At 66.6% G+C, this 25,938-nt stretch carries 19 protein-coding genes and 2 pseudogenes; 12 read left to right on the top strand and 9 right to left on the bottom strand.

Annotated elements, in window-relative coordinates:
* The first annotated feature begins 334 nt into the window (after window positions 1-334).
* Window positions 335-751, top strand: a complete 417-nt coding sequence (locus B7D75_RS18005; protein ID WP_058129260.1) for a hypothetical protein — start codon at window positions 335-337, stop codon at window positions 749-751.
* Between the two features lie 77 nt (window positions 752-828).
* On the opposite strand, the gene B7D75_RS18000 is transcribed toward B7D75_RS18005, so the two are convergent.
* Window positions 829-2,451: a hybrid sensor histidine kinase/response regulator gene (locus B7D75_RS18000; protein ID WP_034079626.1), complete on the bottom strand. Its 1,623-nt coding sequence runs from the start codon at window positions 2,449-2,451 to the stop codon at window positions 829-831.
* Between the two features lie 141 nt (window positions 2,452-2,592).
* On the opposite strand from B7D75_RS18000, the gene B7D75_RS17995 reads away from it, so the two are divergent.
* The 8 genes and pseudogenes from B7D75_RS17995 (at window position 2,593) to B7D75_RS17960 (ending at window position 11,952) form a co-directional block, all read left to right on the top strand.
* The gene (locus B7D75_RS17995; RefSeq protein ID WP_053814198.1) at window positions 2,593-3,225 is read left to right on the top strand and encodes a response regulator; all 633 of its coding nucleotides are present in this window, start codon (window positions 2,593-2,595) and stop codon (window positions 3,223-3,225) included.
* Between the two features lie 325 nt (window positions 3,226-3,550).
* Window positions 3,551-5,626, top strand: a complete 2,076-nt coding sequence (locus B7D75_RS17990; protein ID WP_043102089.1) for a type VI secretion system Vgr family protein — start codon at window positions 3,551-3,553, stop codon at window positions 5,624-5,626.
* A complete protein-coding gene (locus B7D75_RS17985; protein ID WP_107114275.1) occupies window positions 5,623-6,471 on the top strand; it encodes a DUF4123 domain-containing protein in 849 nt (282 codons plus the stop codon). The genes B7D75_RS17990 and B7D75_RS17985 overlap by 4 nt, the downstream gene beginning before the upstream one ends.
* Window positions 6,468-7,262, top strand: a complete 795-nt coding sequence (locus tag B7D75_RS17980; protein WP_107114274.1) for a hypothetical protein — start codon at window positions 6,468-6,470, stop codon at window positions 7,260-7,262. Before B7D75_RS17985 ends, B7D75_RS17980 begins: the two co-directional genes overlap by 4 nt.
* 143 nt (window positions 7,263-7,405) lie before the next feature.
* A pseudogene (locus B7D75_RS17975) lies at window positions 7,406-8,199 on the top strand (hypothetical protein).
* A 143-nt stretch (window positions 8,200-8,342) separates the two neighbouring features.
* Complete coding sequence (locus B7D75_RS17970) at window positions 8,343-9,134, top strand: hypothetical protein (protein WP_058146763.1); 792 nt, start codon at window positions 8,343-8,345, stop codon at window positions 9,132-9,134.
* Window positions 9,131-11,367: pseudogene (locus B7D75_RS17965) on the top strand (lipase family protein). The gene B7D75_RS17970 and the pseudogene B7D75_RS17965 overlap by 4 nt, the downstream one beginning before the upstream one ends.
* A 243-nt stretch (window positions 11,368-11,610) precedes the next feature.
* Complete coding sequence (locus B7D75_RS17960) at window positions 11,611-11,952, top strand: hypothetical protein (RefSeq protein ID WP_034079635.1); 342 nt, start codon at window positions 11,611-11,613, stop codon at window positions 11,950-11,952.
* Here B7D75_RS17960 and B7D75_RS17955 read toward each other — a convergent pair.
* Window positions 11,949-12,881, bottom strand: a complete 933-nt coding sequence (locus B7D75_RS17955) for a LysR family transcriptional regulator (protein WP_034079636.1) — start codon at window positions 12,879-12,881, stop codon at window positions 11,949-11,951. The genes B7D75_RS17960 and B7D75_RS17955 overlap by 4 nt on opposite strands.
* Window positions 12,882-13,066: 185 nt before the next feature.
* Here B7D75_RS17955 and B7D75_RS17950 point away from each other — a divergent pair, with 185 nt between their 5' ends.
* Entirely contained in the window at window positions 13,067-16,354 is a 3,288-nt protein-coding gene (locus B7D75_RS17950) for a carboxyl transferase domain-containing protein (RefSeq protein WP_107114273.1), read from the top strand.
* 22 nt (window positions 16,355-16,376) lie between these two features.
* Here B7D75_RS17950 and B7D75_RS17945 read toward each other — a convergent pair whose 3' ends face one another.
* Together B7D75_RS17945 and B7D75_RS17940 are read right to left on the bottom strand one after the other, a co-directional pair.
* Window positions 16,377-16,784 (bottom strand): ester cyclase, encoded by a 408-nt coding sequence (locus B7D75_RS17945; protein ID WP_003158048.1) that lies wholly within the window; start codon window positions 16,782-16,784, stop codon window positions 16,377-16,379.
* A gap of 75 nt (window positions 16,785-16,859) precedes the next feature.
* On the bottom strand, window positions 16,860-17,525 hold the full coding sequence (locus B7D75_RS17940) for an O-methyltransferase (protein WP_058129274.1): 666 nt from the start codon (window positions 17,523-17,525) through the stop codon (window positions 16,860-16,862).
* A gap of 95 nt (window positions 17,526-17,620) precedes the next feature.
* Between B7D75_RS17940 and B7D75_RS17935 the strand changes: the two genes are divergently transcribed.
* Window positions 17,621-18,253 (top strand): TetR family transcriptional regulator, encoded by a 633-nt coding sequence (locus B7D75_RS17935; RefSeq protein ID WP_003158046.1) that lies wholly within the window; start codon window positions 17,621-17,623, stop codon window positions 18,251-18,253.
* Between the two features lie 54 nt (window positions 18,254-18,307).
* Here B7D75_RS17935 and B7D75_RS17930 read toward each other — a convergent pair whose 3' ends face one another.
* Window positions 18,308-18,535 (bottom strand): hypothetical protein, encoded by a 228-nt coding sequence (locus tag B7D75_RS17930; RefSeq protein ID WP_003158045.1) that lies wholly within the window; start codon window positions 18,533-18,535, stop codon window positions 18,308-18,310.
* A gap of 169 nt (window positions 18,536-18,704) precedes the next feature.
* Between B7D75_RS17930 and B7D75_RS17925 the strand changes: the two genes are divergently transcribed.
* Entirely contained in the window at window positions 18,705-20,654 is a 1,950-nt protein-coding gene (locus tag B7D75_RS17925) for a DEAD/DEAH box helicase (protein ID WP_058129275.1), read from the top strand.
* 54 nt (window positions 20,655-20,708) lie between these two features.
* Here the strand turns inward: B7D75_RS17925 and B7D75_RS17920 are convergent, their stop codons facing one another.
* The 4 genes from B7D75_RS17920 to B7D75_RS17905 form a co-directional block, all read right to left on the bottom strand.
* On the bottom strand, window positions 20,709-21,524 hold the full coding sequence (locus B7D75_RS17920) for a substrate-binding domain-containing protein (RefSeq protein ID WP_053817453.1): 816 nt from the start codon (window positions 21,522-21,524) through the stop codon (window positions 20,709-20,711).
* Window positions 21,525-21,874: 350 nt separating this feature from the next.
* Window positions 21,875-22,402 (bottom strand): nucleotidyltransferase domain-containing protein, encoded by a 528-nt coding sequence (locus tag B7D75_RS17915; RefSeq protein WP_107114272.1) that lies wholly within the window; start codon window positions 22,400-22,402, stop codon window positions 21,875-21,877.
* Between the two features lie 35 nt (window positions 22,403-22,437).
* Entirely contained in the window at window positions 22,438-23,379 is a 942-nt protein-coding gene (locus B7D75_RS17910; protein WP_043102068.1) for a class I SAM-dependent methyltransferase, read from the bottom strand.
* A 68-nt stretch (window positions 23,380-23,447) separates the two neighbouring features.
* Complete coding sequence (locus B7D75_RS17905; protein WP_012076448.1) at window positions 23,448-25,868, bottom strand: DUF3772 domain-containing protein; 2,421 nt, start codon at window positions 25,866-25,868, stop codon at window positions 23,448-23,450.
* Window positions 25,869-25,938 lie beyond the last annotated feature (70 nt).

Genomic DNA, 25,938 nt, shown 5'->3' with positions numbered 1-25,938 from the left:
AGTCCGATCGGTCTGCATGGGATACCACGAGGTGTCGACTGGGCAACCAAGAACCCGTCCATGTCAGGTTGGCGCACCACGGTAAACGATCCTCGAAAGGGCCTTTTCATAGTCCGATCGGGCCAGGAGGAACGATGAAGGAGGTACTGGCCTACGACGGTTGCCGGGCGATGGGCGTGTTCGCCGTGGCGGACTTCTTCCGCATCGGGGCCGGGCGCTCGACTAGTACCTATGTGCTATTCGGGGTGCGCCAACGCGGCGCTATAGTCCCGCCCTCGATCCCCCGCTTCGCGGAAACCCGGTTGTGCTGGACGCACGAGACAAGGAAGGAACCATGCGCCGGATATTCATCGCGCCATTGCTGGCGTCGCTCTCCCTGGGCGGCTGCATCCAGATGGACACGCTGCCCGAGGTGTACGCCCGCAGCCAGTGGAAGGGCCGCTCCGCCGAGGAAGCGATAGCCTTCTTCGGTACGCCGCAGAACATGCAGCGCACCGCCGACGGTTCGCAGGTGGTGATGCAGTGGTACACCGACACCAGCTATTCCCGCTACGAAGTGGTAGGCAGCAGCTCGGAAATGCAGGGCAACGTGATGGTCAACACCAACTACTGGGACACCGTCAACCATCCCAACCGCTGCATCATCAACATCACCGTCGACAAGAACAAGCGGATCACCCAGTTCGAGGCCGACGACGGCGAGCTGCTGCTGTCCCACGGCTGCAGTGGCATCAAGTACGGCCCGCCGTAGGACGGCGGATCGCTGGCGCGGAGACCCGGGGTCCGGGGCCGCAGTGCCGCGCACGTCCGTTGCGCGGCGGTTCTTCCTCATGACGCCTGGTCCGTGGTGGCGGACCGCTCGCGCAGCGCGCGCAGGGTCATGCGCAACTCGCTGGGGCGCACCGGCTTGGAGAGCAGGGCGATGCCGGCGTCTTCCACGTCGGCCTGGATGCGTTCGATGTCGTGGCCGCTGATGACCAATGCCGGCACCGCCTCTCCCCGTTGCCGGCGGACCCGCTCGATGCACTCGACACCGGAGGCGTGCGGCCCGAGGTCGTAGTCGACGACGAGGATGTCGCAATCGGTTTGCCAGCCCTGCGCCGAGGTTTCCGCCTGTACCGTGCAACCCCAGCGTTCCAGTAGCGCCGAGGTGGCGCGCAGGACGTTGTGGTCGTCCTCCACCAGGCACACCCGCAGGCCGCCGAGCAGGCCGGCCTGCAGCGGATCGTCGCGACGTGGCAGGGCCTGCGCGGCAATCGCCGGCAGGCCGTGCAGGGTCACCGCGGTGCCGCGACCGACCTGCGAGCGCAGTGCCACCTCGATGCCGGTCAACTGGCCGAGGCGGCGGACGATGGCCAGGCCCAGGCCGATGCCTTCGACGTCGCGGTCACGCATCTCGCGGACCCGGTAGAACTCCTCGAAGACCCGTGGCAGGTGCTCCTCGGCGATTCCCCGGCCCTGATCGTAGATCGTCACCGCGAGGCCCTCGCCGCGCCGCCGCACGCCGATCAGCAGCGGCCGCTCGGCGGCGTACTTGAGGCTGTTGGAGAGCAGGTTCTGCAGCATGGTGGTGAGCAGCCCGGGATCGGTCCGGGTCCAGAGCCGACAGGGCCGCAGGCGCAGCTCCACGCCGGCCCAGCGCGCCGCCTCGGCGTTGCGCCGGACCAGGTCGCGCAGCAGCTCGCCGAGGTGCACGTTCTCCTGCTTGGGCTGGATCCGGCCGTTGTCCAGGGTATAGAGGTCGAGGATCGAGCGGAACAGCTGCGACACGTTGAGCAGCGAACGATCGATGTTGTCCACCAGCCGCCGTTCCTCGTCGCCCAGTCGGGCGTCGCGCAGGCAGGCGGTGAACAGGCCGATGGAGTGGATCGGCTGGCGCAGGTCGTGGCTGGCCTGGGCCAGCAGTCGCGACTTCTCCCGGTTGGCCTGCAGCGCTTCCTCGGTGGCTTTGCGCGTGCGCTCCAGCAGGAGATGGGCATAGAAGGGGATCACCGTGCTGGTGGTCATCAGCATCAGCAGCATGAACGGCTGCGCCTGCCAGGCCGGGGTCAGCCGATAGATGACCAGCAGCGCCAGCAGCGCCAGCGCGGTGGCGATGGCCAGGTAACGCGAGCCGTAGCGCATGCCGTTGCCGAGGTTGATCCAGACCATCACCGCGTACAGCGGCAGCGCCGCCTCGCCGCCCACCACCAGGCCGAACGAGGTGCCGGCGTAGTCATGCAGCATGGAGAAGACCCGCCGTGCCGGGTAGTGGCCCGGCCAGCGCACGATGGCCTGGCGCAGGACAACCGAGGCGACCAGGAAAAGGCCGTAATAGACGACGATCGGCAGGTAGGTCTCGACTTTCAGCCCGGGCAGCAGGCCGATCAGCACGACATAGGCGATCGCGCAGGTGGCCACGATCAGGCGCAGGTTGGCCTGGTCCAGCTCGGTATTCTTCTCGAACTTCATGTGCACCTCCTTGTGCATGGGGCCGTCGCGGCGCCTTCCGGTTTCGCCCCCTTCGTCACGCGGGCGGACAAAGGGCGGGCGCGGCGATAGCGGGCTAAGGTAGCATGCGCGGCGGAAAGTGCGACTCCGGAGAGCACCAGAATGACAGGCCGCATCATCGTAGCCGACGACCACCCGTTGTTTCGCGAGGGCATGCTGCGCACCCTCCAGCGCCTGCTGCCCGACGCCAGTCTCGAGGAGGCGGGCGATCTCGCCGGGGTCGTGCACCTGGCCGAACAGGGCGAGGAGCCGGACTCGCTGATCCTCGACCTGCGCTTTCCCGGCCTGACCCGCATCGACCTGCTCGCCGACCTGCGCCGGCGGTTTCCGCGCACCGCCCTGATCGTCGTCTCCATGGTCGACGACCCGCAACTCATCGCCGAGGTGATGGACGCCGGCGTCGACGGCTTCCTCGGCAAGAGCATTGCCCCCGAGGAACTCGGCGAGGCGATCCTCGCCATCCGCGCCGGCGAGGTGCTGGTGCGCTACGAACCGTCCGGCCTGCTGCCGCTGGAGTCGTCGGCGTTGCTGGACGGGCTCACCGAGCGCCAGCTCGACGTCCTCCGCCTGCTGGCCCAGGGCAAGAGCAACAAGGAGATCGGCCGCGCCTTGGACATCTCCCACTACACCGTGCGGATCCATGTCTCGTCGCTGCTCAAGGCGCTCGACGTGCCGTCGCGCACCGCCGCGGCGGTGAAGTACCGGGCGGCGCTGGGCGATGGGGAAGGGAAGTAGTGGCGGCGCCGGAATCGGGTCTGCGACGGCGGCAGGCGGTGGCCGCTCATCTCGCCGTTTCGCCGGCCTGGAGCCAGCAGTGCCGAAAGGCAAGGCCGTCCGATAGCTGCAAGAGCATTGTGGCGACGGCCTGCGCAGTCCCTTGGCTGGCCATGTGAAACGGAAGCGGGCCCAACAGAGTCGCTCCCGACCGGCAAGCAACTTCAGAATTTTCTGCGCATACGTTCGAAAGCAGACTTGCTAGAGTCCCCGCTCCATGTCCGCGCGGCAGCATTTTTACAAGTGCTGCTTGCACTTGGGCGGTCCGGCTTAAGGAAAAGCAAGAATGTTCGCGCCAGCCAATAGTGCGCACTTTGCGCTATCGATCCCCTCCGTACGCAACGACTTCAAGGTGCTGGCTTTCGATGGCACCGAAGCCATCAGCACCCTTTATGCCGTCCGCATCGAACTGCTCAGCGAGAACCCCGATTTCGACCTGGAGGGTTTGCTCGGTCAACCGGCGTTTCTCCAGTTCGGCCTGAGCGGCGAAGGGATCCATGGGCATATCGAAGACGTGTACGTGGGCGAAGCCGGTAGGCGCCTGGCGCGCTATCACCTGACCCTGGTGCCGGTATTGCACTACCTGCAGTTCAGCTTCAACCAGCGCATTTTCCAGCACCTGACAGTACCGCAGATCATCGCCCAGGTGCTGGCAGGCCATGGTATCCAGCCTGATGTCTACGTCTTCAATGTCCACACCAGCCCGGAACGCGAATACTGCACTCAGTACGGTGAAAGTGATTTCGATTTCATCCAACGGCTGTGTGCAGAGGACGGCATCGCTTGGCACCACCAGCATTCAGCGGATACTCACCTGCTGGTGTTTACCGAGGACCAGGCCTGGTTCCCCTTGCTGGGATGTACGCCATACCGCCAGGATACTGGGACGGTCGCCGATCATCCGGTGGTCAATCGGTTTTCCCAGCGTTTCAGTTCCCGCACCAGCAAGGTGACTCGCCGCGACTACGACCTGAAGCGGCCAAGCCTGTTGCTGGAAAGCCAGTTCACCGCGGAGTTCGAGCCGGCCCTCGAGGACTATCGTTATCCTTCGCCGATCACCACGCTGGAGCGTGGGCAGGTGTTGGCCAGACAGGCTCTGGAACGGCATCGTGTCGATTACCAGCTGGCCGAAGGCCAGAGCGATCAGCCGACGTTGCGCAGCGGTCACTTCTTCAAGCTGACCGAACATCCGCGCAAGACATGCAACGAACTGTGGTTGTTGCTGAGCGTCACGCACTCTGGTCGGCAACCCCAGTCACTCGAAGAGTCCGTGCCCGGCGATAGCCAGGCAGAAGACCGCTTCACCCAGGGTTATCGCAATACCTTCACCGCCATTCCATGGGATGTGTTTTTCCGGCCGCCGCTGCTGACGCGCAGGCCCTTGCCGGGATGCCAGACCGCTCGGGTCACCGGTCCGGCCGGCGAGGAAATCTTCTGTGATGAATACGGGCGGGTGAAGGTCGAACTACATTGGGACAGACGGGAACTGGGAAGCGACAAAAGCAGTTGCTGGCTGCGGGTTGCTTCCAGTTGGGCAGGCGAGCGTTTCGGCGCGGTGACCATCCCGCGCATTGGCATGGAAGTGGTGGTGAGCTTCCTCGAAGGCAACCCGGACCGCCCGTTGATTACCGGTGTCGTGCCGAACAAGACCACACCTGTTCCCTACGCGCTGCCGGCGAACAAAAGCAGAACCGTATTACGTAGTCGAAGTACGCCGAACAGCGGCGGCTACAACGAACTTTCGATCGAAGACCGGGCAGGCCAGGAAAAGATCTTCCTGCGCGCGCAGCGTGATATCGAGCAACTGATCCTCAACGACAGTCACACCAGCATCGGCAATGACCGTCACGAACGGATAAGCCGGGACAGCCGCAGCCTGGTCGAAAAAGACCGCTTTGAGCAGGTGAACATGAACAGTTCCAGCCTGATCAAGGGCGATGAGCTGCATACCACCCAGGGTGAGCGCAACACCCGGATCGGCGGCAACGAACTGCTTTCCATCACCGGTGCCGGCAGCATCGCCGTGGACGGCACCTGGGTCGTGCAGGCCGGATCACAGGCTCGCGTCACCGCCACCAATGTGGTGGTCGATGCCGACATGAACCTGACACTCAAGGCCGGTGGACAGCATATCGTCATCAACTCCGCGGGGATTTTCAGCAGCGTGCCGATCGTGCAGGGCGGAGCCCCCATGGCCGGCATCGCTCCGCAGCAGGCGCTCCAGGTTCTGGCCGAAGCACCACAGACCGTCGTCGCCAATTCGCTGCCTCTCGTGGCTGCCGCCAGGCAACGTGCCGCGGACTTCTGCCCGCTCTGCGAAATCTGTCGCGATGGACTGTGCAGTGTTGGAGGTGCCGCATGACCACGGCCGAACAATGGCTGCAGAAGCAAGGTGAGCTGGGCCGATACCTGTATCTGCTACTGGACTCCGATGGCCAGCTCGACGAGCGCGATGCCTTGCTCGAAGGGCGCGAACCCCACCAGTACGGCAATCTGTATAGCGGTACGCCCGCCAGTTCGCTGGCGGCGATAGGTCCCTACCTGTTCCGGCTCGATGCGCTGGACCATCCGGTCATTCAGGCGTTGCTCAAGTCGCCCGAACGTCATTGGGGCTGGCTGGCCAGCAGCGCGAGCAGTGATCTGGAGTCGCTGTCCCGGCATTGGCGCGCTCGCCTGGTAACGGGCGAGCGGCCGAACCAGGCGCTTTATCGCTTTCACGACAGTCGCGTGCTGGGTCGCGCCCTGGCCCACCTGCAGCCGGAGCAGCGCCCGGCGTTCCTTGGGCCGATCTCCAGCGCGTGCTACTGGCTGGCGGGGCGATGGCTCCATGCCGACAACCCCGCCCCTGGCGACCATCCCGTGCCGGCCGAACCGGCGTGGCTCGTTGTCCCCACGGCTTCGGAGACGGCGGCAGGCATTCAGTTCGACAACGCCTGGCGCTACCTGATCGCCGAATGGACGGAGCCGTTTGCGGAATTGGCCGGGCAGCGGGATGCCGACGCCTGGCTTCGGGCGCAGTTGGAACTGGCCCGCACATGGGGCTGGCGGGCGCCTGAACAGATCCGCTTTCTACTGCTTCAACGCTTGCTCGCATCGGATGACGCACTGCCCAGGTCCTGGTCACCCCTGCCCGATGAAACCCCCACGACGCATTTCGAGCGTGTGTATCAGGAGGTGCGGTTCTGGCAAGGAGATGCCCCCGTATGAACCGCACCCTTAAAAACATGACCCTTGCCAGTTGCCTTACGTTGATACAGGGCTGCATTGCCCTGGGCAAGTCCAACAGTCTTACCGTTACGGCGGACCTGCCACCTGAGTTTACTTACGAAGCCACGGCGGCCTATGTCCCGGCCAAAGGTGAGACTTGCACAGTACCGGGTAGGCGGGATACCAAAATTGGCTACAACTCGGGCCGGGAAAAGTACAAACGTGATTCGAAGATATTGTTACGTCGCACGGTCAGCGGCTGCCCTCTGGTACTGCAGAGCATCGATTTCTATATCTATGGCTGGTACGGCAAGGCTAGGGGGGACTTCGGGCGTGACTCGGCCCTGATCGTCGTACGAGACACGCTGGTCGAGGTGAAAAAGGGCACTTTCAATGCGGCCGGGGAAAGCGAGTTTGCCGGGCAATGCCAGTGGCTGTTTCGTACAGCCGGGAAGACCCGTGTTCTGAGAAAGCTCCTCGATTGCAAAAGGATGGATGAGACGGGTGTACGGCGCAAAGCGAAACCTTTCGTGGCCTACACCCTGGATCAACTGCCCGGCAAGACGGTGAAGTTGAGGATCAAGTTGGCTGACGAAGAGCGCCCCTATATGAAGGATACCTGGGTCAAGGTTCCTGGTGGGTGGAAGCGCTGTATGGGGAAAGGGTTTGAGGATCAATACGCGTTCTGCTATGGAAACTACAAGGACTTCAGCACCTTCAGAATGCCGGATGGTCGTGACTACTGCACCATCTACCCCGGCTGTACGGAAAACAAGGCGGTGACCCCATGACCCCTGGGCCGATGGAGGAGTGGGAAAAGCCGTTCTTCGCTGAGCGTATCCATACCTGCCCACTGCGCTCGCGCTCCAGCAACTTTCAACTCGTGGATGAATAACGTCCAAGACTGCAGTTATTGGCAAGGAGACGCCTACAGATGAACCGCACCCTTAAAAACATGACCCTTGCCAGTTGCCTTGCGCTGGCCCAGGGCTGCACTGCCTTGGACAAGTCCAACAGTTTTACCGTTACGGCGGACCTGCCACCTGAGTTTACTTACGAAGCCACGGCAACTTATGTGCCGGCCAAAGGTGAAACCTGCACGGTGCCGGGGGGAAGGATACCCAGATTGGCTACAACTCGGGGCGGGAAAAATATGAACGGGATTCGAAGATATTGTTACGCCGTACGGTCAGTGGCTGCCCCTTGGTACTGCAGAACATCTATTTTTATGTATATGGTTGGTATGGCAAGGACTGGGGGGATTTCGGGCGAGACTCAGCAATGATTGCCGTGCGCGAAAAGCTGGTCGAAGTGAAAAAGGGTACTTTTAATGCCGCTGGGGAAAGTGAATTCTCCGGGCAGTGCCAGTTTCTATTCCGCACGGTAGGCAAATTGCGCCGTATCGTAAAAATCCTCGATTGCAAAAGGATGGATGAGACGGGCGTACGGCGCAAAGCGAAACCTTTCGTGGCCTACACCCTGGATCAACTGCCCGGCAAGACGGTGAAGTTGAGGATCAAGCTGGCTGACGAAGAGAGGCCGGGGTGGGGCGACACTTGGGTTAAAGTGCCCGGTGGTTGGAAGCGCTGTATGGGGAAAGGGTTTGAAGATCAATATGCATTCTGCTACGGAAACTACAAGGACTTCAGCACCTTCAGAATGCCGGATGGTCGTGACTACTGCACCATCTACCCCGGCTGTACGGAAAACAAGCCGGTGACCCCATGATTCTTGGGCCGATGGAGGAATGGGAAAAGCCGTTCTTCGCTGTATGTATCCATACCTGCCCGCTGCGCTCGCACTCCAGCAACTTTCAACCAGTGGATGAATAACGTCCAAGACTGCAGTTATTGGCAAGGAGACGCCTACAGATGAACCGCACCCTTAAAAACATGACCCTTGCCAGTTGCCTTGCGCTGGCCCAGGGCTGCACTGCCTTGGGCAAGTCCAACAGTTTTACCGTTACGGCGGACCTGCCACCTGAGTTTACTTACGAAGCCACGGCGGCCTATGTCCCGGCCAAAGGTGAGACTTGCACAGTACCGGGTAGGCGGGATACCAAAATTGGCTACAACTCGGGCCGGGAAAAGTACAAACGTGATTCGAAGATTTTGTTACGTCGCACGGTCAGCGGCTGCCCTCTGGTACTGCAGAGCATCGATTTCTATATCTATGGCTGGTACGGCAAGGCTAGGGGGGACTTCGGGCGTGACTCGGCCCTGATCGTCGTACGAGACACGCTGGTCGAGGTGAAAAAGGGCACTTTCAATGCGGCCGGGGAAAGCGAGTTTGCCGGGCAATGCCAGTGGCTGTTTCGTACAGCCGGGAAGACCCGTGTTCTGAGAAAGCTCCTCGATTGCAAAAGGATGGATGAGACGGGCGTACGGCGCAAAGCGAAACCTTTCGTGGCCTACACCCTGGATCAACTGCCCGGCAAGACGGTGAAGTTGAGGATCAAGCTGGCTGACGAAGAGCTGCCAGCTATCGGCGACACGTGGGTCAAGGTACCTGGAGGGTGGAAACGCTGCTTGGGTGACAATTTTGAAGATCAATACGCGTTTTGCTATGGAAACTACAAGGACTTCAGCACCTTCAGAATGCCGGATGGACGCAACTGCACCCTCTATCCCGGTTGTACGGAAAACAAGGCGGTGACCCCATGACCCCTGGGCCGATGGAGGAGTGGGAAAAGCCATTCTTCAGTGAACGTATCCATGCCTGCCCGCGTCGCACTCACTCGACCAGCTTTCAATTGGTGGATGAGCGGGGGGATGGCAGCCCCTATGCCGGTCTGGCCTATGAAGTCAGCGATTCTGAGGAGGTTGTCTACCTTGGTGTTCTGGACGAAACAGGGACAGGCCGAATCAATCGGCACTATTGCGGGCCGGTCGTTCTCAAGCTCGCTCAAGCCTATCAAGGGAGTGAGAAGAGCTACACGTTTTTACAAAAGAGGCCACATTACCCGCTCCCCATCACTGAACTGCAAGTGCGTGCCGAGAAGACCCGCTTTGTCAACCCTGAAGGCGCCCGCACCCGGTCCAACCCCGCCCAAGGCCAGGCCGATTCTTTCTGCCAGGTCGAGGTGAGCGAACTGGTGGAGCACCGGGCCCATCTTCCGCCCCTGGCGTCCCGGTACTTTCCGCCCCGGCACCAGGTGCATGCGCTGATGCGCCGTCCCTCGGCCGCCATGGCGGAGTTGGGATTTGCTCCCAGGCCTCCCCGGGTTCGCGGTATCGCGCTGTTGCCGAACCGGCACCATGTGCTGGAGGTGCGCCCCTTGCGGGCGCTGAGTCCACTCCTGTCCACGGGCGAAGCGTTCTGCTACCTCAACCTGTACCAGTTGGCGCTGATGTCGACCCTGAGCTATAGCCCGTTTGGCCAGGAACCCGATACGCAACCGGTGGAAACCGACAGCGTGAGCTTTCCGGCGCAACCCAGCGTCGGCAACTGGTTCGGCGATGCCCTGGCCAGGTCCGATGAGCTGTGGCAAGTGGACGCAACTCAGGCCGGCGGGAAGGCTTACTACCCCCTGTATGAAGACGTGGCCTACTCCAGGCGCCTGGAGGTCGTACCGTTCGACCCCGAGCTCTACCCCGAAGTGAACAGCCCGAGCTTGGGGTGGATCAGGAACATCCGGCCAGGCTCCACTACTTGGATGACTCGGATACAAGGGGTGGTACCGATACGCAAGCCTATATCACCCACAACGATGAGCTGATCCTGCTGGTGGTACGCGGCACCGCGAGTATGGCTGACGTTCTGCGCGATGTGGATGCTGCGCAGACGCCGTTCGAGGAAACCAGCGGCAAGGTACACAACGGCTTTTACGAGTCGGCCAAGGTGGCCTTCAATTTTTTTACAACCTACCTGGATAAGTTCTACAGCGGGCAGAAGCTGTTGATCACCGGTCACAGCCTTGGTGGCGCAGTTGCGCTGCTGATCGCCGAGATGTTGCGGCAAAGACCGGAGAAATATCAAATCGTGCTCTACACCTACGGCAGCCCGCGCGTAGGTGACAAGACCTTCGTGGAAAACGCCAGGCCTCTGGTACATCACCGCATGGTCAACCAGAACGATCCGGTGCCCAGTGTCCCGGCGGCCTGGATGAAAACGTCCTGGCGCATGTCGGGGGCGGGCGTCCTGCTGATGCTCTTCAACCCCGCCATCGGAGGGGCGGTGGTGCTCCTGAGTCCCGTCAACATCGTCGGCGAGCCTTACACGCACCACGGCAAACTGCGTCATTTCATGCCCGTGTCGTTTGCCGATGGCCACAAGTCCGCGATCCTGTGGACGCCCGGCTGCGAAAGCATTACCGAGCGCGGCGGCGCGGCGGTTTGCGCCAAGGCACTGGCTGCAAGGAATGGCTTGCCGGAGCGGGGCGGGCTGCTGCGGCAGGTGCTGGATAATGCCGATCACAAGATGGTCGCCAGCTACATCCCGCATTGCTGGGCTTCCCTGCGCCGTGCACAAGAGGCCTTGGAGGAAGGCCGCACCGTGGTGACCCCGACCGAGTATGAGCGGGTCGGGGAAGCGCTGCAGGACTTCAAGGCGCAGTTGCGGGAAAAGGAGGTGGCGGCCTACGGTTCTGCCAGGGAACAACAGATAATGGGGCCATTGCGCGCTGAAATCGGCAGGTTGCAACAGACCGCTGTGCGACTGAAAGCATTGAGCGTCGAGCGCCTCAGCGAGGCCAAGGTCTACGGCCGGGTTGCCGATCGGCCCGAGGCGCTGGCGGTGAGCCTGGAGCGCTGGCTGGCGCACTCGTTCAATCGCTCGCATGAACAACTCGCGATGGCCCCGCCGGATGCCGACAGCAATGAGCGCGCGATCGCCGCTCTGGTAGGCGGCCATGTCCCTGGAGCGGTGTTCGATCTGGATATCGATGCGTCTGGATAGTGTGGAGCAAGGCACGCCTTGCCGGTGGGCTTCTCTATTCGCTCTGCCTCCCAGGTTTATTGCCGGGAGGCGGGTCCCGCTTCGCGCCAAGCCATTGCTCCCTCTGAGCCTGTCACCTTACGCGAACCACAGGCGGCAGAGCTGGCAGGCCGCCGCCGTGGGGCGGCCATGCGGGCGGAGCGGGTGCGTGGCGGCGCAAGGGCTGTTCTAATGGGGCCTCCATTGGCCAAGGAAAAGCAATCCATGCGACGCCCGATGACCATGATTGCCTGCGCCTGCCTGTTGCTCGGCGGCTGCTCCGACCCCGACGAGCGAAGCGCTAACCCATTGCTGGGCAAGGACGCCGAGTGCCTCGAGCTATTCGCCCGCAGCAACGCGCTGTACTGCGCTATCCGCGAGGACGAGCGCGAGTCCCAGGAGAACGGGTCGCCGCGCCGGCATTCCGACTACGAGGTGGCGGACGCCGCCTATCTGCTCAAGGCCACCGGCGAACGCTGCGCGATCGATACGACCTACGTCATGGAATGTTCGGCGCAGGCCGGGCAATGGCTGAGGGCGGCGCGCGACAAGGCGGCGAAGCCCTAGTCAGCCGCTCGCGCGGCGCGGGCGGCCAGTTCCATCAGTTCGCCGCGCAGCCAGCGGCCACCGGGCTCGGCGTCGGCCTGGCGCGACCAGTAGAGGTTCAGCGCCACCGCTGGCAAGGCCAGCGGCATCGGCAACAGGCGATTGCCCAGGCCGCGGTTGAGCAGTTCGGCGTAGCGCCGGGTGAGGGTCAGCAGGTAGCCGCCCTGGGCGACCAGCAGCGCCGCCGACAGGTAGTGCTGGCAGCGCTGGCGCACTTTGCGGGTGAGGCCGAGCTGGCCGAGGGCGAGGTCCTCGATGCAGATCCCGCGCCGTCGCGAAGTGACCGCCACGTGCGCGGCCGCCAGGTAGCGTTCCGCGCTCAGCTCGCCGGCGAACTCCGGGCCGGCCATCACCCACAGGTGGTCCTCCAGCAGCGGCTGGCGGCGCAGCGCGGCATCGGTCGGGCGGGCGACCTCGACGGCGGCGTCGATGCGGCCGGCCTCCAGTTCCGTCTTCAGTTCCGCCCAGTGCAGGCTGCTGCAGCGCACCTCGACCTGTGGCGCGACCTGCCGCAGGTGGCCGAGGAAGTCCGGCAGCACCAGCGGTTCCAACTGCTCCGGCATGTTCAGGAGGAAGGTGCGGGCGTCGTGCCGCGGGTCGAACGACTGGCAGCGAGCGACGCTGCGCTGCAGGCCGGCGAGGGCGTCGCGGATGCCCGGCGCCAGGCGCTCGGCCAGCGGCGTCGGCGCCACGCCGCGGCCCTGGCGGACGAACAGTGGGTCGCCGAGCTGTTCGCGCAGGCGCGCCAGGGCGTGGCTGACGGCCGACTGGCTGAGATGCAGGAGCGCTGCCGCGCGGGTCAGGTTGCGCTCGCGATAGACCACTTCGAAGACCCGGAACAGGTTCAGATCGAGGCGGCTGAGGGGTGGCCATTCATGTGGCTGATTCATGGTTCCGCCCGGGCGCGGGGATTTCCGCCAGCCTAGCAGGCGGTGGCGCTGGCGAAACCATGCATCGGTTTCATGGATATCGATGAATAAGCATCAGTTCTGCCGCTCCCGGCGCCTGCCTAAGATGCTTGCGACGACCGGCGCGAGGCCCGCCGGATGACCGAACGCCAATCGGAGAAACCGCCGTGACCGCTCCCTTCAATGCCCTGCTGATCGCCAACCGTGGCGAGATCGCCATCCGCATCGCCCGCGCCTGTGCCGACCTGGGCATCCGCTCGGTGGCGGTGTACGCCGAGGACGACGCGGCCTCCCTGCACCTGCGCCAGGCCGATGTCGCGGTGCCGCTGGGTGGCAGCGGGGCGCCGGCCTACCTGGACATGGAGCGGCTGATCGCCGTGGCCCGGGAGCAGGCGTGCGACGCGATCCATCCGGGCTATGGCTTTCTCGCCGAGAACGCCGAGTTCGCCCGCCGTTGCCAGCGCGCCGGCATTCGCTTCGTCGGGCCGCAAGCCGAGGTGCTCGACCTGTTCGGCGACAAGGCCGCCGCGCGCGCCCTGGCCGAGCGCCTGGAAGTGCCGCTGGTGGCCGGACTCAACCGCGCGGTCGGCCTGGAGGAGGCCGAAGCGTTCCTGCGCGACCTGGGCGCCGGCGCCGCGGTGATGCTCAAGGCCCTGGCCGGCGGCGGCGGGCGCGGCATATGCGCGGTGGACGACGTCGCGCAACTGGCCGAGGCCTACCGGCGCTGCCGCGCCGAGGCGCAGGCGGCGTTCGGCCGCGACGAGTTGTACGTCGAGCAGTTGGTGGCGCGGGCGCGACATATCGAGGTGCAGGTCCTTGGCGACGGCAGCGGCGCGGTCAGCCATCTCTGGGAGCGCGACTGCAGTCTGCAGCGGCGCCAGCAGAAGCTGCTGGAGATCGCGCCCGGCCCGGACCTCCCGGAGGCCACCCGCAGGGCGCTGATCGACTGCGCCCTGCGCATGGCCGGGGCGGTGCGCTACCAGGGCATCGGCACCTTCGAGTTCCTGGTCGATGAAGAGCGGCCGGGACGGTTCTACTTCATGGAGGCCAACCCGCGCATCCAGGTGGAGCACACCGTCACCGAGGAGGTCACCGGGGTCGACCTGCTGCACGCCCAACTGCGCCTCGCCGCCGGCGCCGACCTGGCCAGCCTGGGCCTGGCGCAGCCAGCGGCGCCCAGCGGTTGCGCGATACAGCTGCGGATCAACCTGGAGACCCTGGCCGCCGACGGCAGCACGCGCCCGGCCAGCGGTACCCTCGACGCTTACGAACCGCCCAGCGGCCCCGGTCTGCGGGTGGACGGCTACGGTTACGCCGGCTATCGCGTCAACCCCGGCTACGACTCGCTGCTGGCCAAGCTGATCGTGCATGGCGCGGATTATCCCGCCGCGTTGCGCCGGGCCTACCGGGCGCTCTGCGAGTTCCGCCTGGAGGGCGTGGCGAGCAACCTGGACCTGTTGCGCAATCTCCTGTTGCATCCAGCGGTACAGGCCAACCGGGTCGGCACCCGTTTCGTCGAGAGCCAGCTGGAGGCGCTGCTGGCACCCCGGCCCGGCGAGCATCCGTCCCGGCATGCCGAGCCGGTGCCAACGGCAGCGGCGTCGTCGCGCGAGGAGCAGGCGCCGCCGGGCTGCCTGACGCTGGCGGCGCCGAGCGCTGGGGTGCTGGTCGCCCTGGAGGTGGCCGAGGGCGAGCGACTGCGGCCCGGCCAGCGCGTCGCGCTGGTGGAAGCGATGAAGATGGAATTCGAGGTCAAGGCCGCTCGCGGCGGCATCGTCCGCTCGCTCGCCGCGCGCCTCGGAGACGCCCTGGAAGAGGGCCGGCCGCTGCTGTTCCTGGAACCGCTGGACGGCGACGAGGCACTGGCGCAGGTCGAACAGGCGCCGGACCTGGCGCATATCCGCGCCGACCTCGCCGAAGTGCTGGATCGCCAGGCCGCGTTGGGCGATGCCCGCCGCCCGCAGGCGGTGGCGCGGCGGCGCCGGAGCGGCCAGCGCACCGCGCGGGAGAACGTGCTCGACCTGCTGGATGAGGGCAGCTTCAGCGAATACGGTGGCTTCGCCCTGGCCGCCCAGCGTCGTCGGCGCTCCACGGAAGAACTGCTGGAACTCAGCCCCGCCGATGGCCTGGTGGCCGGCACCGGCAGCGTGGGCGCCGCCCGCTTTGGCGCACAGGCCGCGCGCTGCCTGGTGCTGGCCTACGACTACACGGTGTTCGCCGGCACCCAGGGGGTGATGAACCACAAGAAGACCGACCGCCTGCTCGGTCTGGCCGAGCAGTGGCGGCTGCCTCTGGTGCTGTTCGCCGAAGGCGGCGGCGGGCGTCCCGGCGATAGCGACTTCGTCGGCGTCGCCGGGCTCGATTGCCATACCTTCGTCGGCATGGCCCGGCTCTCCGGCCTGGTACCGCTGCTGGGGGTGGTGTCCGGCCGCTGCTTCGCCGGCAACGCCGCGCTGCTGGGTTGCTGCGATGTGATCATCGCGACCCGCGACGCGACCATCGGCATGGCCGGTCCGGCGATGATCGAGGGGGGCGGGCTCGGTCGCTTCAGCGCCGAGGAAGTGGGTCCGGCCAGCGTGCAGGGACCCAACGGGGTGATCGACGTGCTGGTGGCGGACGAAGCCGAGGCGGTCGCGGTGGCCAGACGCTACCTCGGTTATTTCCAGGGCGCCGTCGGCGACTGGCGCTGCGCCGACCAGCGCGAGCTGCGCCACCTGGTCCCGGAGAACCGCCTGCGGGTCTACGACATCCGCCAACTGATCGACGCCCTGGCCGACCAGGACAGCGTGCTGGAGTTGCGCCGCCAGTTCGCTCCCGGCCTGGTCACCGCGCTGGTGCGCATCGAGGGCCGGCCGTTCGGCCTGATCGCCAACGACCCCGGCCACCTGGGCGGCGCCATCGACGCGGCGGCCGGCGACAAGGCCGCGCGCTTCATGCAGTTGTGCGACGCCTTCGATCTGCCGATGGTCTCGCTCTGCGACACCCCGGGCTTCATGGTCGGCCCGGAGGCGGAGAAACAGGCCACGGTGCGCCATGTCTCGCGCATGTTCGTCGCCGCCGCGAGCCTGACGGTGCCGTTTTTCACCGTGGTCCTGCGCAAGGGCTACGGACTCGGCGCCCAGGCGATGGCGGCGGGCAGCTTCCACTCGCCGCTGTTCACCGTCGCCTGGCCCAGCGGAGAGTTCGGCGCGATGGGCCTGGAAGGCGCGGTACGCCTGGGCTTCGCCAAGGAACTGGCGGCCGAGGCCGATCCCGAGCGGCGCGAGGCCCTGTTCCGCGACATGGTGGACAAGGCCTACCGCAACGGCAAGGCGCTGAACATGGCCAGCTACCTGGAGATCGACGCGGTGATCGACCCGGCGGAAACCCGCGCCTGGCTCCTGCGCGGCCTGGCCGCCGCCGGTACGCCGGCACCACGGGCGGGGCGCAAGCGGCGCTTCGTGGATACCTGGTAGGCCGGCAGGCCATGCCTGGCGCCTAGGGCGGCGGCGACGCCATCCGCACCTGAGCGGCGATCGCCGCCTTGTCTATCACCGACCAGACGCCGGCGATGCGGCCACCTTCGAATTCATAGAAGACGTTCTCGGCGAAGCGCACCCGCTGGCCATTGACCGGGATGCCGAACAGCTGGCCGCCGGGCGTGCAGTCGAAGCGCAGGCGGCAGGCGAGGGCTGGTGGGTCGGCGAGCAGGCGCTCGATTTCGAAGCGCAGGTCGGGGATCGCCAGGAAGTCGCCTTCGAGCATCCGCAGGTAGCCGTCGAGTCCGATCTGCACGTCGTTGTAGCGCACCCGGTCATGGACGAAATCGCCCAGACGCGCCCAGTCCTGGCGGTTCAGACAGTCGATGTAGGCGCGGTAGCGCTCGGCGAGTCGGTCACGGGTCATGCGGGGCTCCTTCGAGGTGTCCGGGCGACATGAGCCAGACCCTAGCAAACCCGCGAGGCGGCGTCAGTCGAGGCTTCAGCCCAGGCGCATGGACAGCTCGACATCCTCGGCGAAGGGGATGGACAGGTAGCCGTTGGTGGGCGAGCGGACATGCGCCAGGTACTCGGGACTGTGCTCGGCGTTGTCGGCGATCACCAGCGCGCCGGGGCGCAGGCGGTTTTCCAGCAGGGCGAGGATCTCCGGGTAGAGTGCCTTGGCACCGTCGAGCAGGACCAGGTCGATGCTTGCCGGCAGGTCGCTGGCGAGGGTCTGCAGGGCGTCTCCCTCGCGCAGTTCCACCAGGTCCTGCAGGCCACCGGCGGCCAGGTTCCGCCGCGCCCGCTGCACCTTGGACGGCTCGAATTCGCTGGCGATCAGGTGGCCGCCGCCGTTGTCGCGCAGAGCTGCGGCGAGATGCAGGGTGGACAGCCCGAAGGAGGTGCCGAATTCGACGATGTGACGCGCCGAGCTGCTGCGCGCCAGCATGTAGAGCAGGCTGCCGGTTTCCCGCGAGACGGGCAGCGCGAGGTCCCTGAGGCGTCCGTAGAATTCGCGGTACTCGGTCTTGCTGCGCATGAGGCGGTCCAGTTCGCCGTCCGCCAGGTCGGCGAGGGCGGGGCTGTCGCCTGGGCGGGTGGCTTCGGCCTCGGCGAACAGGCGTTGCAGGAGTTCGGCGAGCGGGGGGCTGGTGAGGGTATTCATGGGCTGCTCCGGATGTGGGTTTGAGCGTATGAGTGCGCGGATCTAGAATGCGATGGATTCGTCGCATTCCGCTATTCGCATTTCCGGAGCCGTCCATGAGCGCCAGCCGAAACCCGCGTATTTCCTCGCGCAAGCAACCGCGCCAGGCCCGTTCCAGCGAGCTGGTGGCGAGCATCCTGGAGGCTGCTGTTCAGGTTCTCGCCAGCGAGGGCGCGCAGCGTTTCACCACCGCGCGGGTGGCGGAGCGGGCCGGGGTCAGCATCGGCTCGCTGTACCAGTACTTCCCGAACAAGGCGGCGATCCTGTTCCGCCTGCAGAGCGATGAATGGCGGCGCACCACCCGGCTGCTCGCGGACATCCTGGAGGATGCCACCCGCCCGCCGCTGGAGCGCCTGCGTCGGCTGGTGCGGGCGTTCGTCGTCTCGGAGTGCGAGGAAGCGGCGATCCGCGTGGCGCTCAATGACGCCGCGCCGCTGTACCGTGACGCCGATGAGGCGCGCGCGGTGAAGGCCGAGGGCGCGCGGGTGATCCAGGCGTTCCTGCGCGAAGCCCTGCCGGCGCTCGCGGAGGAGCGGCGCCATCTCGCCGGGGAACTGATCACCACTACCCTGAGCGCGGTGGGCAAGCAGTTTTCCGAACAGCCGCGCGACGCGGTGGAGATCGATCGTTACAGCCAGGCCCTGGCCGATATGCTCTGCGCCTATCTCGAGGGCCTGGCGAAGGCGTGACGGCGGACGGTGGGAGGCGTTGGGGCGACCGGCGCCTGCCGGTCGCGGGAGGGATCAGGCTTCGGCGATGCCGGTGACGACGATGCCGAAGCGACGCAGCAGCAATTCGGCCGGCTCGTCGCTTTCCAGCTTGCCGGTGCTGTAGTGGCCCGGCTTGAGGTTGGCCTCGGCCCACTCCAGCAGGTGCTCGGCGACCTCTTCGGGGCTCGGCTTGTGGGTGAAGGGCAGGACTTGGCGCTCGGTGGCTTCGTCCTTGCTGTAGGTGATGGCCCAATCGCTCATTGGAAGGCTCCTTGTTTTCGCTGAGTTGACAGGCCGTCGAGGCCCGAAGGGTAGACCGGTGGCCTGGCGCAAGGGTTGCCCCGGTGCGATGGGCGGTCTGCGCACGACTGTCGGCGGGCAGCGGAAAACACTTATTATTCAGCCACATGCCTTGTTCGGATAGGTCCTGATGCTGTCTGCCGTACGGCGCTACAAGTCGTTGCTCTCCAGCGCCCTGGCGCGTTGCTTCCCGCGTACCACCGCCTACCTGCAGGCCGAACGCGAGGCCCGCGAGGCCTTGTTCGGATCGCCCAGGGGGCGGCCGAAGAAGAAAGCCGCGAAGGCTTCGGCCAAGGTTGCCGGCAAGGCCGCGAAGCGGGCGGCGCCGCGCAAGCCTGTCGCTGCCGCGCGGAGCGCGCCGCAGGGTATCTATCCAGCCGCCGCGCTGAAGATCGACGAGGCCCAGGAGCGCGCGATGCGCGAGCAGGTGGCACAGGCGGCGCTGCTCGGCGTGGTGAGCCCGCCCTCGGAGGAGCAGTGGGCGATGATCCTCTGCCGCCAGCCGCTGGCGCGGATCTTCGCCGGCGCCGGCTCGGGCAAGTCGACCACCCTGGTCCTGCGGGTGGTGTTCATGCTCTGCCACCTGGGCGTGGAGCCGCAGCGGCTGACGGTGATCTCCTTCACCAATGCCTCCTGCGCGCAGTTGCGCGAACAGCTACTGCGGGTCCTCGCCCATTGGCAGTACCCGTTCGACGCGGCCCAGGCGCGCCAGTGCGTGCGGACCTTCCACTCGGCGCTGGGCAGCCTGGCCCGCGAGGTGCTGGGCAATCCGCGCTGGTTCGAGCAGCTCGACGACCGCGACCCGGCCGCCGAACCGGACAACCCGCTCACCGCCGGACGCCTGCGCCCCGCCCAGCAGCGCCTGCTGAAGCAGGCCTACCAGCGGTGCTACGCGGACAGCCCGGCGTTTCGCGCCAAGACCCACAAGCTGCTCGACTTGCCGCCGCCGGCGGAGGTGGAGGAGGGCGCGCGCCGGCGGCCGCCGAAGGCGCCGCTGGAGCCGTTCAGGCTGGCCGGCGAGTTCCAGGCGCTGCCGCTGTACGAGGCCTTCCACTCCCAGGCCGGGTTCGCCGAAAGCCTTGGCCTGCGCATCGACCGGCTGGACAGTGGCGGACTGGAGTGCGGCGTCCGCGAGAAGATCTTCGTCGAGGCCCTGGCGCTGTTCTGGGCGAGCTTCCAGGCGCTGTTGCGCGAACAGGGCCTGATGACCTTCGACGCCGCCTTCCAGCAACTCGGCGAGCGACTGGCCGCCGGCAGCTTGCCGGACGCGGCGCTGGCGCCGTTCGGCCACCTGCTGATCGATGAATTCCAGGATGTCTCGCCGCAGATCGTCCTCTGGCTGCAGGCCTTGCATCGGTGCCTGGCGACCCGGGGCACGCCGCCGAGCCTGATGGCCATCGGCGACGACTGGCAATCGATCTATGGCTGGCGCGGCAGCTCGCCGGAGCTGTTCATCGACTTCGACCGGCATTTCCCTTCGCGCGGGCGGGGCCGCAAGAGCGCGCTGCTGGTGCTGGAAACCAACTACCGTTCGGTGGAGCCGATCATTCGCGACGGCGAGGCGGTGCTGGCCGGGGTGCGCTTCAAGCAGGACAAGACCTGTCGCGCGTTCCGCGCGATCCAGCCAGGCGACCATGGGGTGAAGCTGGTGCAGCGCTTCGACCTGCGCGCGCAACTGCCGAAGCTGCTGGCGGAAGTCCGCGGCCAGTGCGAATACGCCGCCAGCCGCAACAGCAACGAACGCACCGCGGTGCTGCTGCTCAGTCGGCGCAACGAGCCGCTGCAGGCGATCCTGGCCGAGCTGGACCGCGCGCTGCCGGTGAAGGGCATGACCATCCACCGCGCGAAGGGGCTGCAGGCCGAGGTGGCGATCATCGTCGACGATTGCCTGCCGGGCGAGAAGCATCCGTTGCGCAACGCGCTGTATGCGGCCTCGGGCTTCTTCCGCAACAGCTACGACCAGGCCATGGCGGACGAAAGCCTGCGCCTGGCCTACGTGGCGATCACCCGTGGGGTCAGCCGGGTGTTCTGGTACACGCGCAAGGCGCAGGGCGCCACGGCCTTGCTGGCGCGGCGCTGAGGGCGGCCGGCGGATACCGCCGCAGGCATTGGCCGTCACTCCGCCGTCTGGCGGTCAGCGGTCTCCCGCCGGCGCCGATTGCGCGAGGGAGTCCAGGCCACTGGCGCGAACCACCGCCTGCGCCTCGGGCGAGGCCAGATAGCGCAGCAGGGCACGGGCTTGCCGTGGATGCTCGGCGTTCACCGGAATGCCGGCGGCGAAGCGGGTCACCGACTGCACCGCCTCGGGCAGGCGGCCGACGAAATCGACGCCCGGCACCGGCAGCAGTTCGGCGACCTGTTGCAGACCCAGTTCGTATTGCCCGTCGGCGACCACTTCGGCGACCGGGATCCGCGGAATCATCCTTGCCTTGTCACGCATCTGCCGTTCGATACCCAGGCGCTTGAACAACCGCTCCTGCACGTAGCGGCCGCTGGCACTGTCGGAGTAGGCCACCGAGCGGGCGGCGAGGAGCGCCTGGCGCAATTGCGCGACGTTGCCGATCGGTGGTCGCGCCGCGCCGCTGCGCACCACCAGGCCGATGCGCGAGTCGGCCAGCTCGACCCGCGAGTCGGCGCGCACCTTGCCCTGGCGGATCAGTTCGTCGAGGGCGTAGCCGACCATGATCAGCGCATCGGCCTTTTCCCCGGCTTCCAGGCGTTGCGGAATGGCCTGGGGTGTGTGGCCCATCGATGGACCGTATGCGCTGTGCAGCGGATCGCCGGTCTTCTCGCTGAAGCGCGGCGCCAGTTGCCGGTAGGCGGCGCTGAAACCGCCCGAGGTGATTACCCGCAGTTCCGCGGCTGCTGCCGGTGGGCTGCCGGCCAGTGCCGACAGGGCGATGCAGAGGGCGGCGAGGATGGTCGTCGTGGCGGATTGCTGGAGGGACATGAGGAACGGGGCGGCTAGGCGCATCGGTTGGCTCCGGCTGGGACGGGTAAGCTCCGGATCCTCGCGCGGCACCGCCGGCTTGTTAAGCAATGGTTGTCGCGGCGACGGCGGCAGGTCGCTCCGGATGTAGGAAGCCCGGGGCCGGCGAGTCCGCTGCGGCAGCGACAGCGCTGTGTTTTCCGTGGGCTACCGGTGGCTGGCTGGGGAGGACGTTTCTGTAGTCGCTGTACGGGTATCGGCGGATAACGCCCGTGGCGTTATCCGCCTACGGACCGAGCCGCGACTCCTGCCGGGGGCGCAGACGGACAAGCCTTCTTTCCTCCGTGAAAGGGCCGGACGGTTCGCCATGGTTATCCGGGAGCTGTTCTACCGGCCGGAGGCGGCGTCCGCTCCTGATCCTGCATCCAGGCGCCGAACGCGCGCAGGCGCTCGGCGAACTCCGCCGGGTCGGCGGCCTGGCCGTCCAGCACAGCCTTGAAATATTCCAGGGCCGGCGCCTGTTCGGGGTGGCGCGCGTGGAACAGCGCCAGGTAGTGCTCCAGGGTTTCCGGCCAGGCGGTTTCCGTTTCCCCGCGGAGAACGTCGCTGGAACGGATCAGCTTCTTCGCCGCTTCCCGTTGCAGGCGTCGGCTCTCCTCGGCCGGGCGCGAGGCGTCCAGGCGTGCCGCGTAGTCCTCCAGCACTTGCGCATAGTCGCCGTTGAGGGCCAGGGCGATGGCCTCGCCGCGGGCGACGCTGCCGTACAGGTAGACGCTGTGCAAGGCCCGTTCGAACGGAGGTCGGGCCAGGGTCCGGCGCAGGTCGTCGAGCAGGGGGCGAAAGACCGCCTGCGGTTCGACGCGGGGCGGCAGGGGGATGAATCCATCGGGCATGTCCATGCCGACAGCCTAGCGGCGCGCCGCCCGCGCGTCGATCAGCCTGCGTTGCGGAACAGCAGCGCCTTGAGGCCCGCCGCGGGGTCGACATCGGGAAATTCCGGCGGATTCTCCAGGCGTTCGACGAAGTGCAGCGACGGCGCCTCGCGGGCGGTTTCCTCGAGGAGGAAGTCGGGGCCGATGGCCGGGTCGTTGATACAGGCCAGCAGGGTGCCGCCGGGCACCAGCAGTTCCGGCAGGCGGCGGAGGATCCTGCGGTAGTCCTGGGTGAGGACGAAGCTGCCTTTCTGGAAGCTCGGCGGATCGACGATCACCAGATCGTACGGGCCAAGCTTGCGCAGCTTGCCCCAGGACTTGAACAGTTCGTGACCGAGGAAACTCACCCGGCCGAGGTCGTGGCCGTTCAGGCGGTGATTGTCGCGGCCGCGGCTGAGCGGGCCGCGGGCCATGTCCAGGTTGACCACCTGGCTGGCGCCGCCGGCAACGGCCGCCACCGAGAAGCCGCAGGTGTAGGCGAACAGGTTGAGCACGCGGCGGCCGGCGGCCTGCTCCTGCACCCAGCGGCGGCCCAGGCGCATGTCGAGGAACAGCCCGGTGTTCTGGTTGCGTCCCAGGTCGAGGCGGAAGCGCAGGCCGTTCTCGACGATGTCCCAGGTTTCCAGAGGCTCGCCGAGCAGCCACTCGCAAGCGCTGTCGGGGCGGTAGCGGTGCTGCAGGACCAGGCGCCGGCCCTGGCTCGAGGCCCAGGCCGGGGCGGCGGCCAGCGCCGCGAGCGTGCGGCGCAGGGCGTCGAGCTCCTCGGCCGGTGGTTCCTTGAACAGGGTGACCAGCAGGACACCCTGCAGCCAGTCCACGGTCAGTTGCTCCAGGCCTGGCCAGCAACGGCCGCGGCCGTGGAACAGGCGGCGGGTTTCCGCAGGCGCCGGGGACAGCGCGGCGAGCAGGTGCTGGAGAAGGATATCGAGGGCTTCGCGGTTCATGGCGGTTCGGGGTGTGCGAAAAGGGGCGGATTCTACCCGTTGCGCGACCGGCAGTCCGCCCCCGTCGTTCAGGTGGATGGCTCGGGCGCCGGCGCGGCGCTGGCCGGGCCGCCATCCTGGATCATCAACAGGCTCTGCGGCGAGGACAGCGCGATGCCTTCGGTGCGCAAGCGGTCGAGAATGGTGAAGAGCAGGTCGCTGCGCGCGCCGGCCACCGAACGCGGGCTGTTGACGAAGCCGCTGGCGTTGAGCACCAGGCCGTTGCTGGCGAGATCCTTGAACATCACCGAGGGCGCCGGCGCGTCGAGGATCGCCGGGTGCTCGGCGAATGCCTGCAGGAGCAACTCGCGAACCTTCATCGCGTCGGTGTCCAGCGGCAGGGTCAGGTTCACCCCGACCACCCCGAGGGCGTTGCCCATGGTCACGTTGCGCACGGTCTGCGAGATGAACTGCGAGTTCGGCACGATCACCGTGGAGCGGTCGCCCATCTGGATCTCGGTGGCGCGCACGTTGATTCGCCGGATATCGCCCTCGACCCCGCCCAGGCTGACCCAGTCGCCGACCTTCACCGGCCGCTCGGTGAGCAGGATCAGGCCGGAGATGAAGTTCTGCACGATGGCCTGCAGGCCGAAGCCGATGCCCACCGAGAGGGCGCTGACCACCCAGGTCAGGCTGGTCAGGTTGATGCGCAGGGCGGACATCACCAGCATCGCCAGGAGCACGAAGCCGAGGTAGCCGACCAGGGTCACCAGCGAGGCGCGCATGCCGGCGTCCATGTTGGTTTCCGGCAGCAGCCGCTCGCTCAGCCAGCGCTTGACGATGCGCAGGGCGAACAGGCCGCCGACGAACAGCAGCAGGGCGACCAGGATGTCCTGCGGGACGATGTTCAGGTTGCCCAGGGTCTTGCCGCTTTCGCCCAGCTGGGCGAAGCCCTGTAGCAGCTCGCTGGGGCTCGAGCCGGCCGGAAGGAAGGCCAGCAGCAGCGCGGTGAGCAGCAGCAGGGTGCGGCCGACCCCGGCAAGCACCGTGCTGGCCTGGGCCTGGTGGCGTGGCGACAGGCCGAGCGCATTGGCCAGCGCCAGGCCGCTGGGGTGCTTGGGCGAGAGCAGGGTTTCGCAGATGTCGCCGAAGAAGGCGATCAGCAGGTAGGTGGTGGCCGCGATCACGCTGATCCAGAGCAGCTTGACGGTGAGGAAGTAGGCCAGCGACAGATAGCCGGTGAACAGGGCGAGAAGAATCGCCGCGATCCACACCGAGGCGACGAAGGGGATCAGTCCGGCGATCCCGCCCGGACGCTCCAGTTCGTGCTTGCGCCGTACCTGATGGTAGCGCAGCAGGGCGGCGGCGAAGATCAGCGCGGTGACCAGCGCGGTCAGGCCGTTGAGAGCGACGGTCAGGGCCAGGCTGGTGCCGGTGACGCTGTTGATCCGCTCCTCGGTGGCCACCAGCATCAGTGCCACCGCCAGGATCGCCGGGAACGGGCCGAGGGCGCTGGCGATCCGGTCCGGGATCGCCGGCAGTCGCCAGGACGGTCGCGGCAGCATCAGCAGGGCGCGGCCGAGGCCGGCGATGAAGGCGCAGAAGGTCGCCAGGCTGACCAGTTGATCGGTCAGGCTGGCCATGTCGGGGCTCAGGCTGGCGTTGCTTTCCAGGCCCCAGCGCATCAGCGACACCGCGCCGACGATGGTCAGGATGGTCGCCAACCCTACCGCCAGGGCCAGGGCGCTGCGCCGCAGACGGCCTTCCGGCAGCCAGCGGATCATCGCCCAGGTAAGCATGCGCTCCAGCAGGCGGCGGCCGAAACTCCAGACCAGCACGGTGGCCAGCAGGGTTCCGGCGAAGGCCCAGCGGTGTCCGGGCGCGATGGCGCTGTCGAAGGCGACCAGGGCCTCCGCCTTCAGCTTGTCCAGCCGGCGCAGGTCGTCGTCGGTGGGACGGATCAGGGTCGACCAGAAGCTCGGGCTGAACGGCGTCGCCGCGCGGCTGCTGATCTGTGAATTGAACAGGCTGCGGCGCAGGTTGACGATCTGCGCCGCCAGGTCGCGGGAGGACTGGCCGAGCTGGGTGGCCTGGCGTTCGTCGTCGAGCAGGGCGTTCTTCTGCCGGGTCAGGGCCTGGCGCTGGGCGGCGAGGCTTTCCGCCTCGTCGGGCTGGGGCGGGCCGATCACTTTCAACTGGTCGTCGAGTCGCTCCAGGTCGGCGACCCGCAGGGCGAGCAGGGCGTCGGCCTGGCGCTGGACCTGCAGCGCGCTCTGGCGCAGCTCGGCGAGGAGGTCGTCGCTGGCATTGGCGGTAACGCTCTGGCGGATCAGGTCCAGCTGCGCGGCAAGCTGATCGAGGCTGGCATCTTCGGCCAGGGCCGGCGGCGCCTCGAGGTCGGCGCCGGTTCGCGCGACCGGCTCCGCGGCCCAGGCGGCGCCCAGGAGCAGGCTCAGGCCGAGCGCCATCATGGTCTGGCAGAAAAACGTGAACAGGCTGGCTCGCCGCATCGAATCCCCCTTCCGCTCTGTCTGGCTCAACGAGTATGGACCGGCGCGGGCGCCGAGTAATTCCCGGGAC

The organism is Pseudomonas paraeruginosa (assembly GCF_003025345.2).
In the GTDB taxonomy this organism is placed as follows: Bacteria; Pseudomonadota; Gammaproteobacteria; order Pseudomonadales; family Pseudomonadaceae; genus Pseudomonas; species Pseudomonas paraeruginosa.
Note: the sequence above shows the minus strand (reverse complement) of the source record. Positions and strands in the feature narration are given on the sequence as shown.

What these genes read in the sequence shown, in the direction of transcription:
- B7D75_RS17940 (WP_058129274.1), bottom strand. Translation starts at nt 17,525, where the DNA reads ATGAATACCCTCACCAGCCCCCCGCTCGCCGAACTCCTGCAACGCCTG.
- B7D75_RS17925 (WP_058129275.1), top strand. Translation starts at nt 18,705, where the DNA reads ATGCTGTCTGCCGTACGGCGCTACAAGTCGTTGCTCTCCAGCGCCCTG.
- B7D75_RS17935 (WP_003158046.1), top strand. Translation starts at nt 17,621, where the DNA reads ATGAGCGCCAGCCGAAACCCGCGTATTTCCTCGCGCAAGCAACCGCGC.
- B7D75_RS17910 (WP_043102068.1), bottom strand. Translation starts at nt 23,379, where the DNA reads ATGAACCGCGAAGCCCTCGATATCCTTCTCCAGCACCTGCTCGCCGCG.
- B7D75_RS17945 (WP_003158048.1), bottom strand. Translation starts at nt 16,784, where the DNA reads ATGACCCGTGACCGACTCGCCGAGCGCTACCGCGCCTACATCGACTGT.
- B7D75_RS17955 (WP_034079636.1), bottom strand. Translation starts at nt 12,881, where the DNA reads ATGAATCAGCCACATGAATGGCCACCCCTCAGCCGCCTCGATCTGAAC.
- B7D75_RS17970 (WP_058146763.1), top strand. Translation starts at nt 8,343, where the DNA reads ATGAACCGCACCCTTAAAAACATGACCCTTGCCAGTTGCCTTGCGCTG.
- B7D75_RS17930 (WP_003158045.1), bottom strand. Translation starts at nt 18,535, where the DNA reads ATGAGCGATTGGGCCATCACCTACAGCAAGGACGAAGCCACCGAGCGC.
- B7D75_RS17985 (WP_107114275.1), top strand. Translation starts at nt 5,623, where the DNA reads ATGACCACGGCCGAACAATGGCTGCAGAAGCAAGGTGAGCTGGGCCGA.
- B7D75_RS17915 (WP_107114272.1), bottom strand. Translation starts at nt 22,402, where the DNA reads ATGGACATGCCCGATGGATTCATCCCCCTGCCGCCCCGCGTCGAACCG.
- B7D75_RS17905 (WP_012076448.1), bottom strand. Translation starts at nt 25,868, where the DNA reads ATGCGGCGAGCCAGCCTGTTCACGTTTTTCTGCCAGACCATGATGGCG.
- B7D75_RS17995 (WP_053814198.1), top strand. Translation starts at nt 2,593, where the DNA reads ATGACAGGCCGCATCATCGTAGCCGACGACCACCCGTTGTTTCGCGAG.
- B7D75_RS18005 (WP_058129260.1), top strand. Translation starts at nt 335, where the DNA reads ATGCGCCGGATATTCATCGCGCCATTGCTGGCGTCGCTCTCCCTGGGC.
- B7D75_RS17960 (WP_034079635.1), top strand. Translation starts at nt 11,611, where the DNA reads ATGCGACGCCCGATGACCATGATTGCCTGCGCCTGCCTGTTGCTCGGC.
- B7D75_RS17980 (WP_107114274.1), top strand. Translation starts at nt 6,468, where the DNA reads ATGAACCGCACCCTTAAAAACATGACCCTTGCCAGTTGCCTTACGTTG.
- B7D75_RS17990 (WP_043102089.1), top strand. Translation starts at nt 3,551, where the DNA reads ATGTTCGCGCCAGCCAATAGTGCGCACTTTGCGCTATCGATCCCCTCC.
- B7D75_RS17920 (WP_053817453.1), bottom strand. Translation starts at nt 21,524, where the DNA reads ATGTCCCTCCAGCAATCCGCCACGACGACCATCCTCGCCGCCCTCTGC.
- B7D75_RS18000 (WP_034079626.1), bottom strand. Translation starts at nt 2,451, where the DNA reads ATGAAGTTCGAGAAGAATACCGAGCTGGACCAGGCCAACCTGCGCCTG.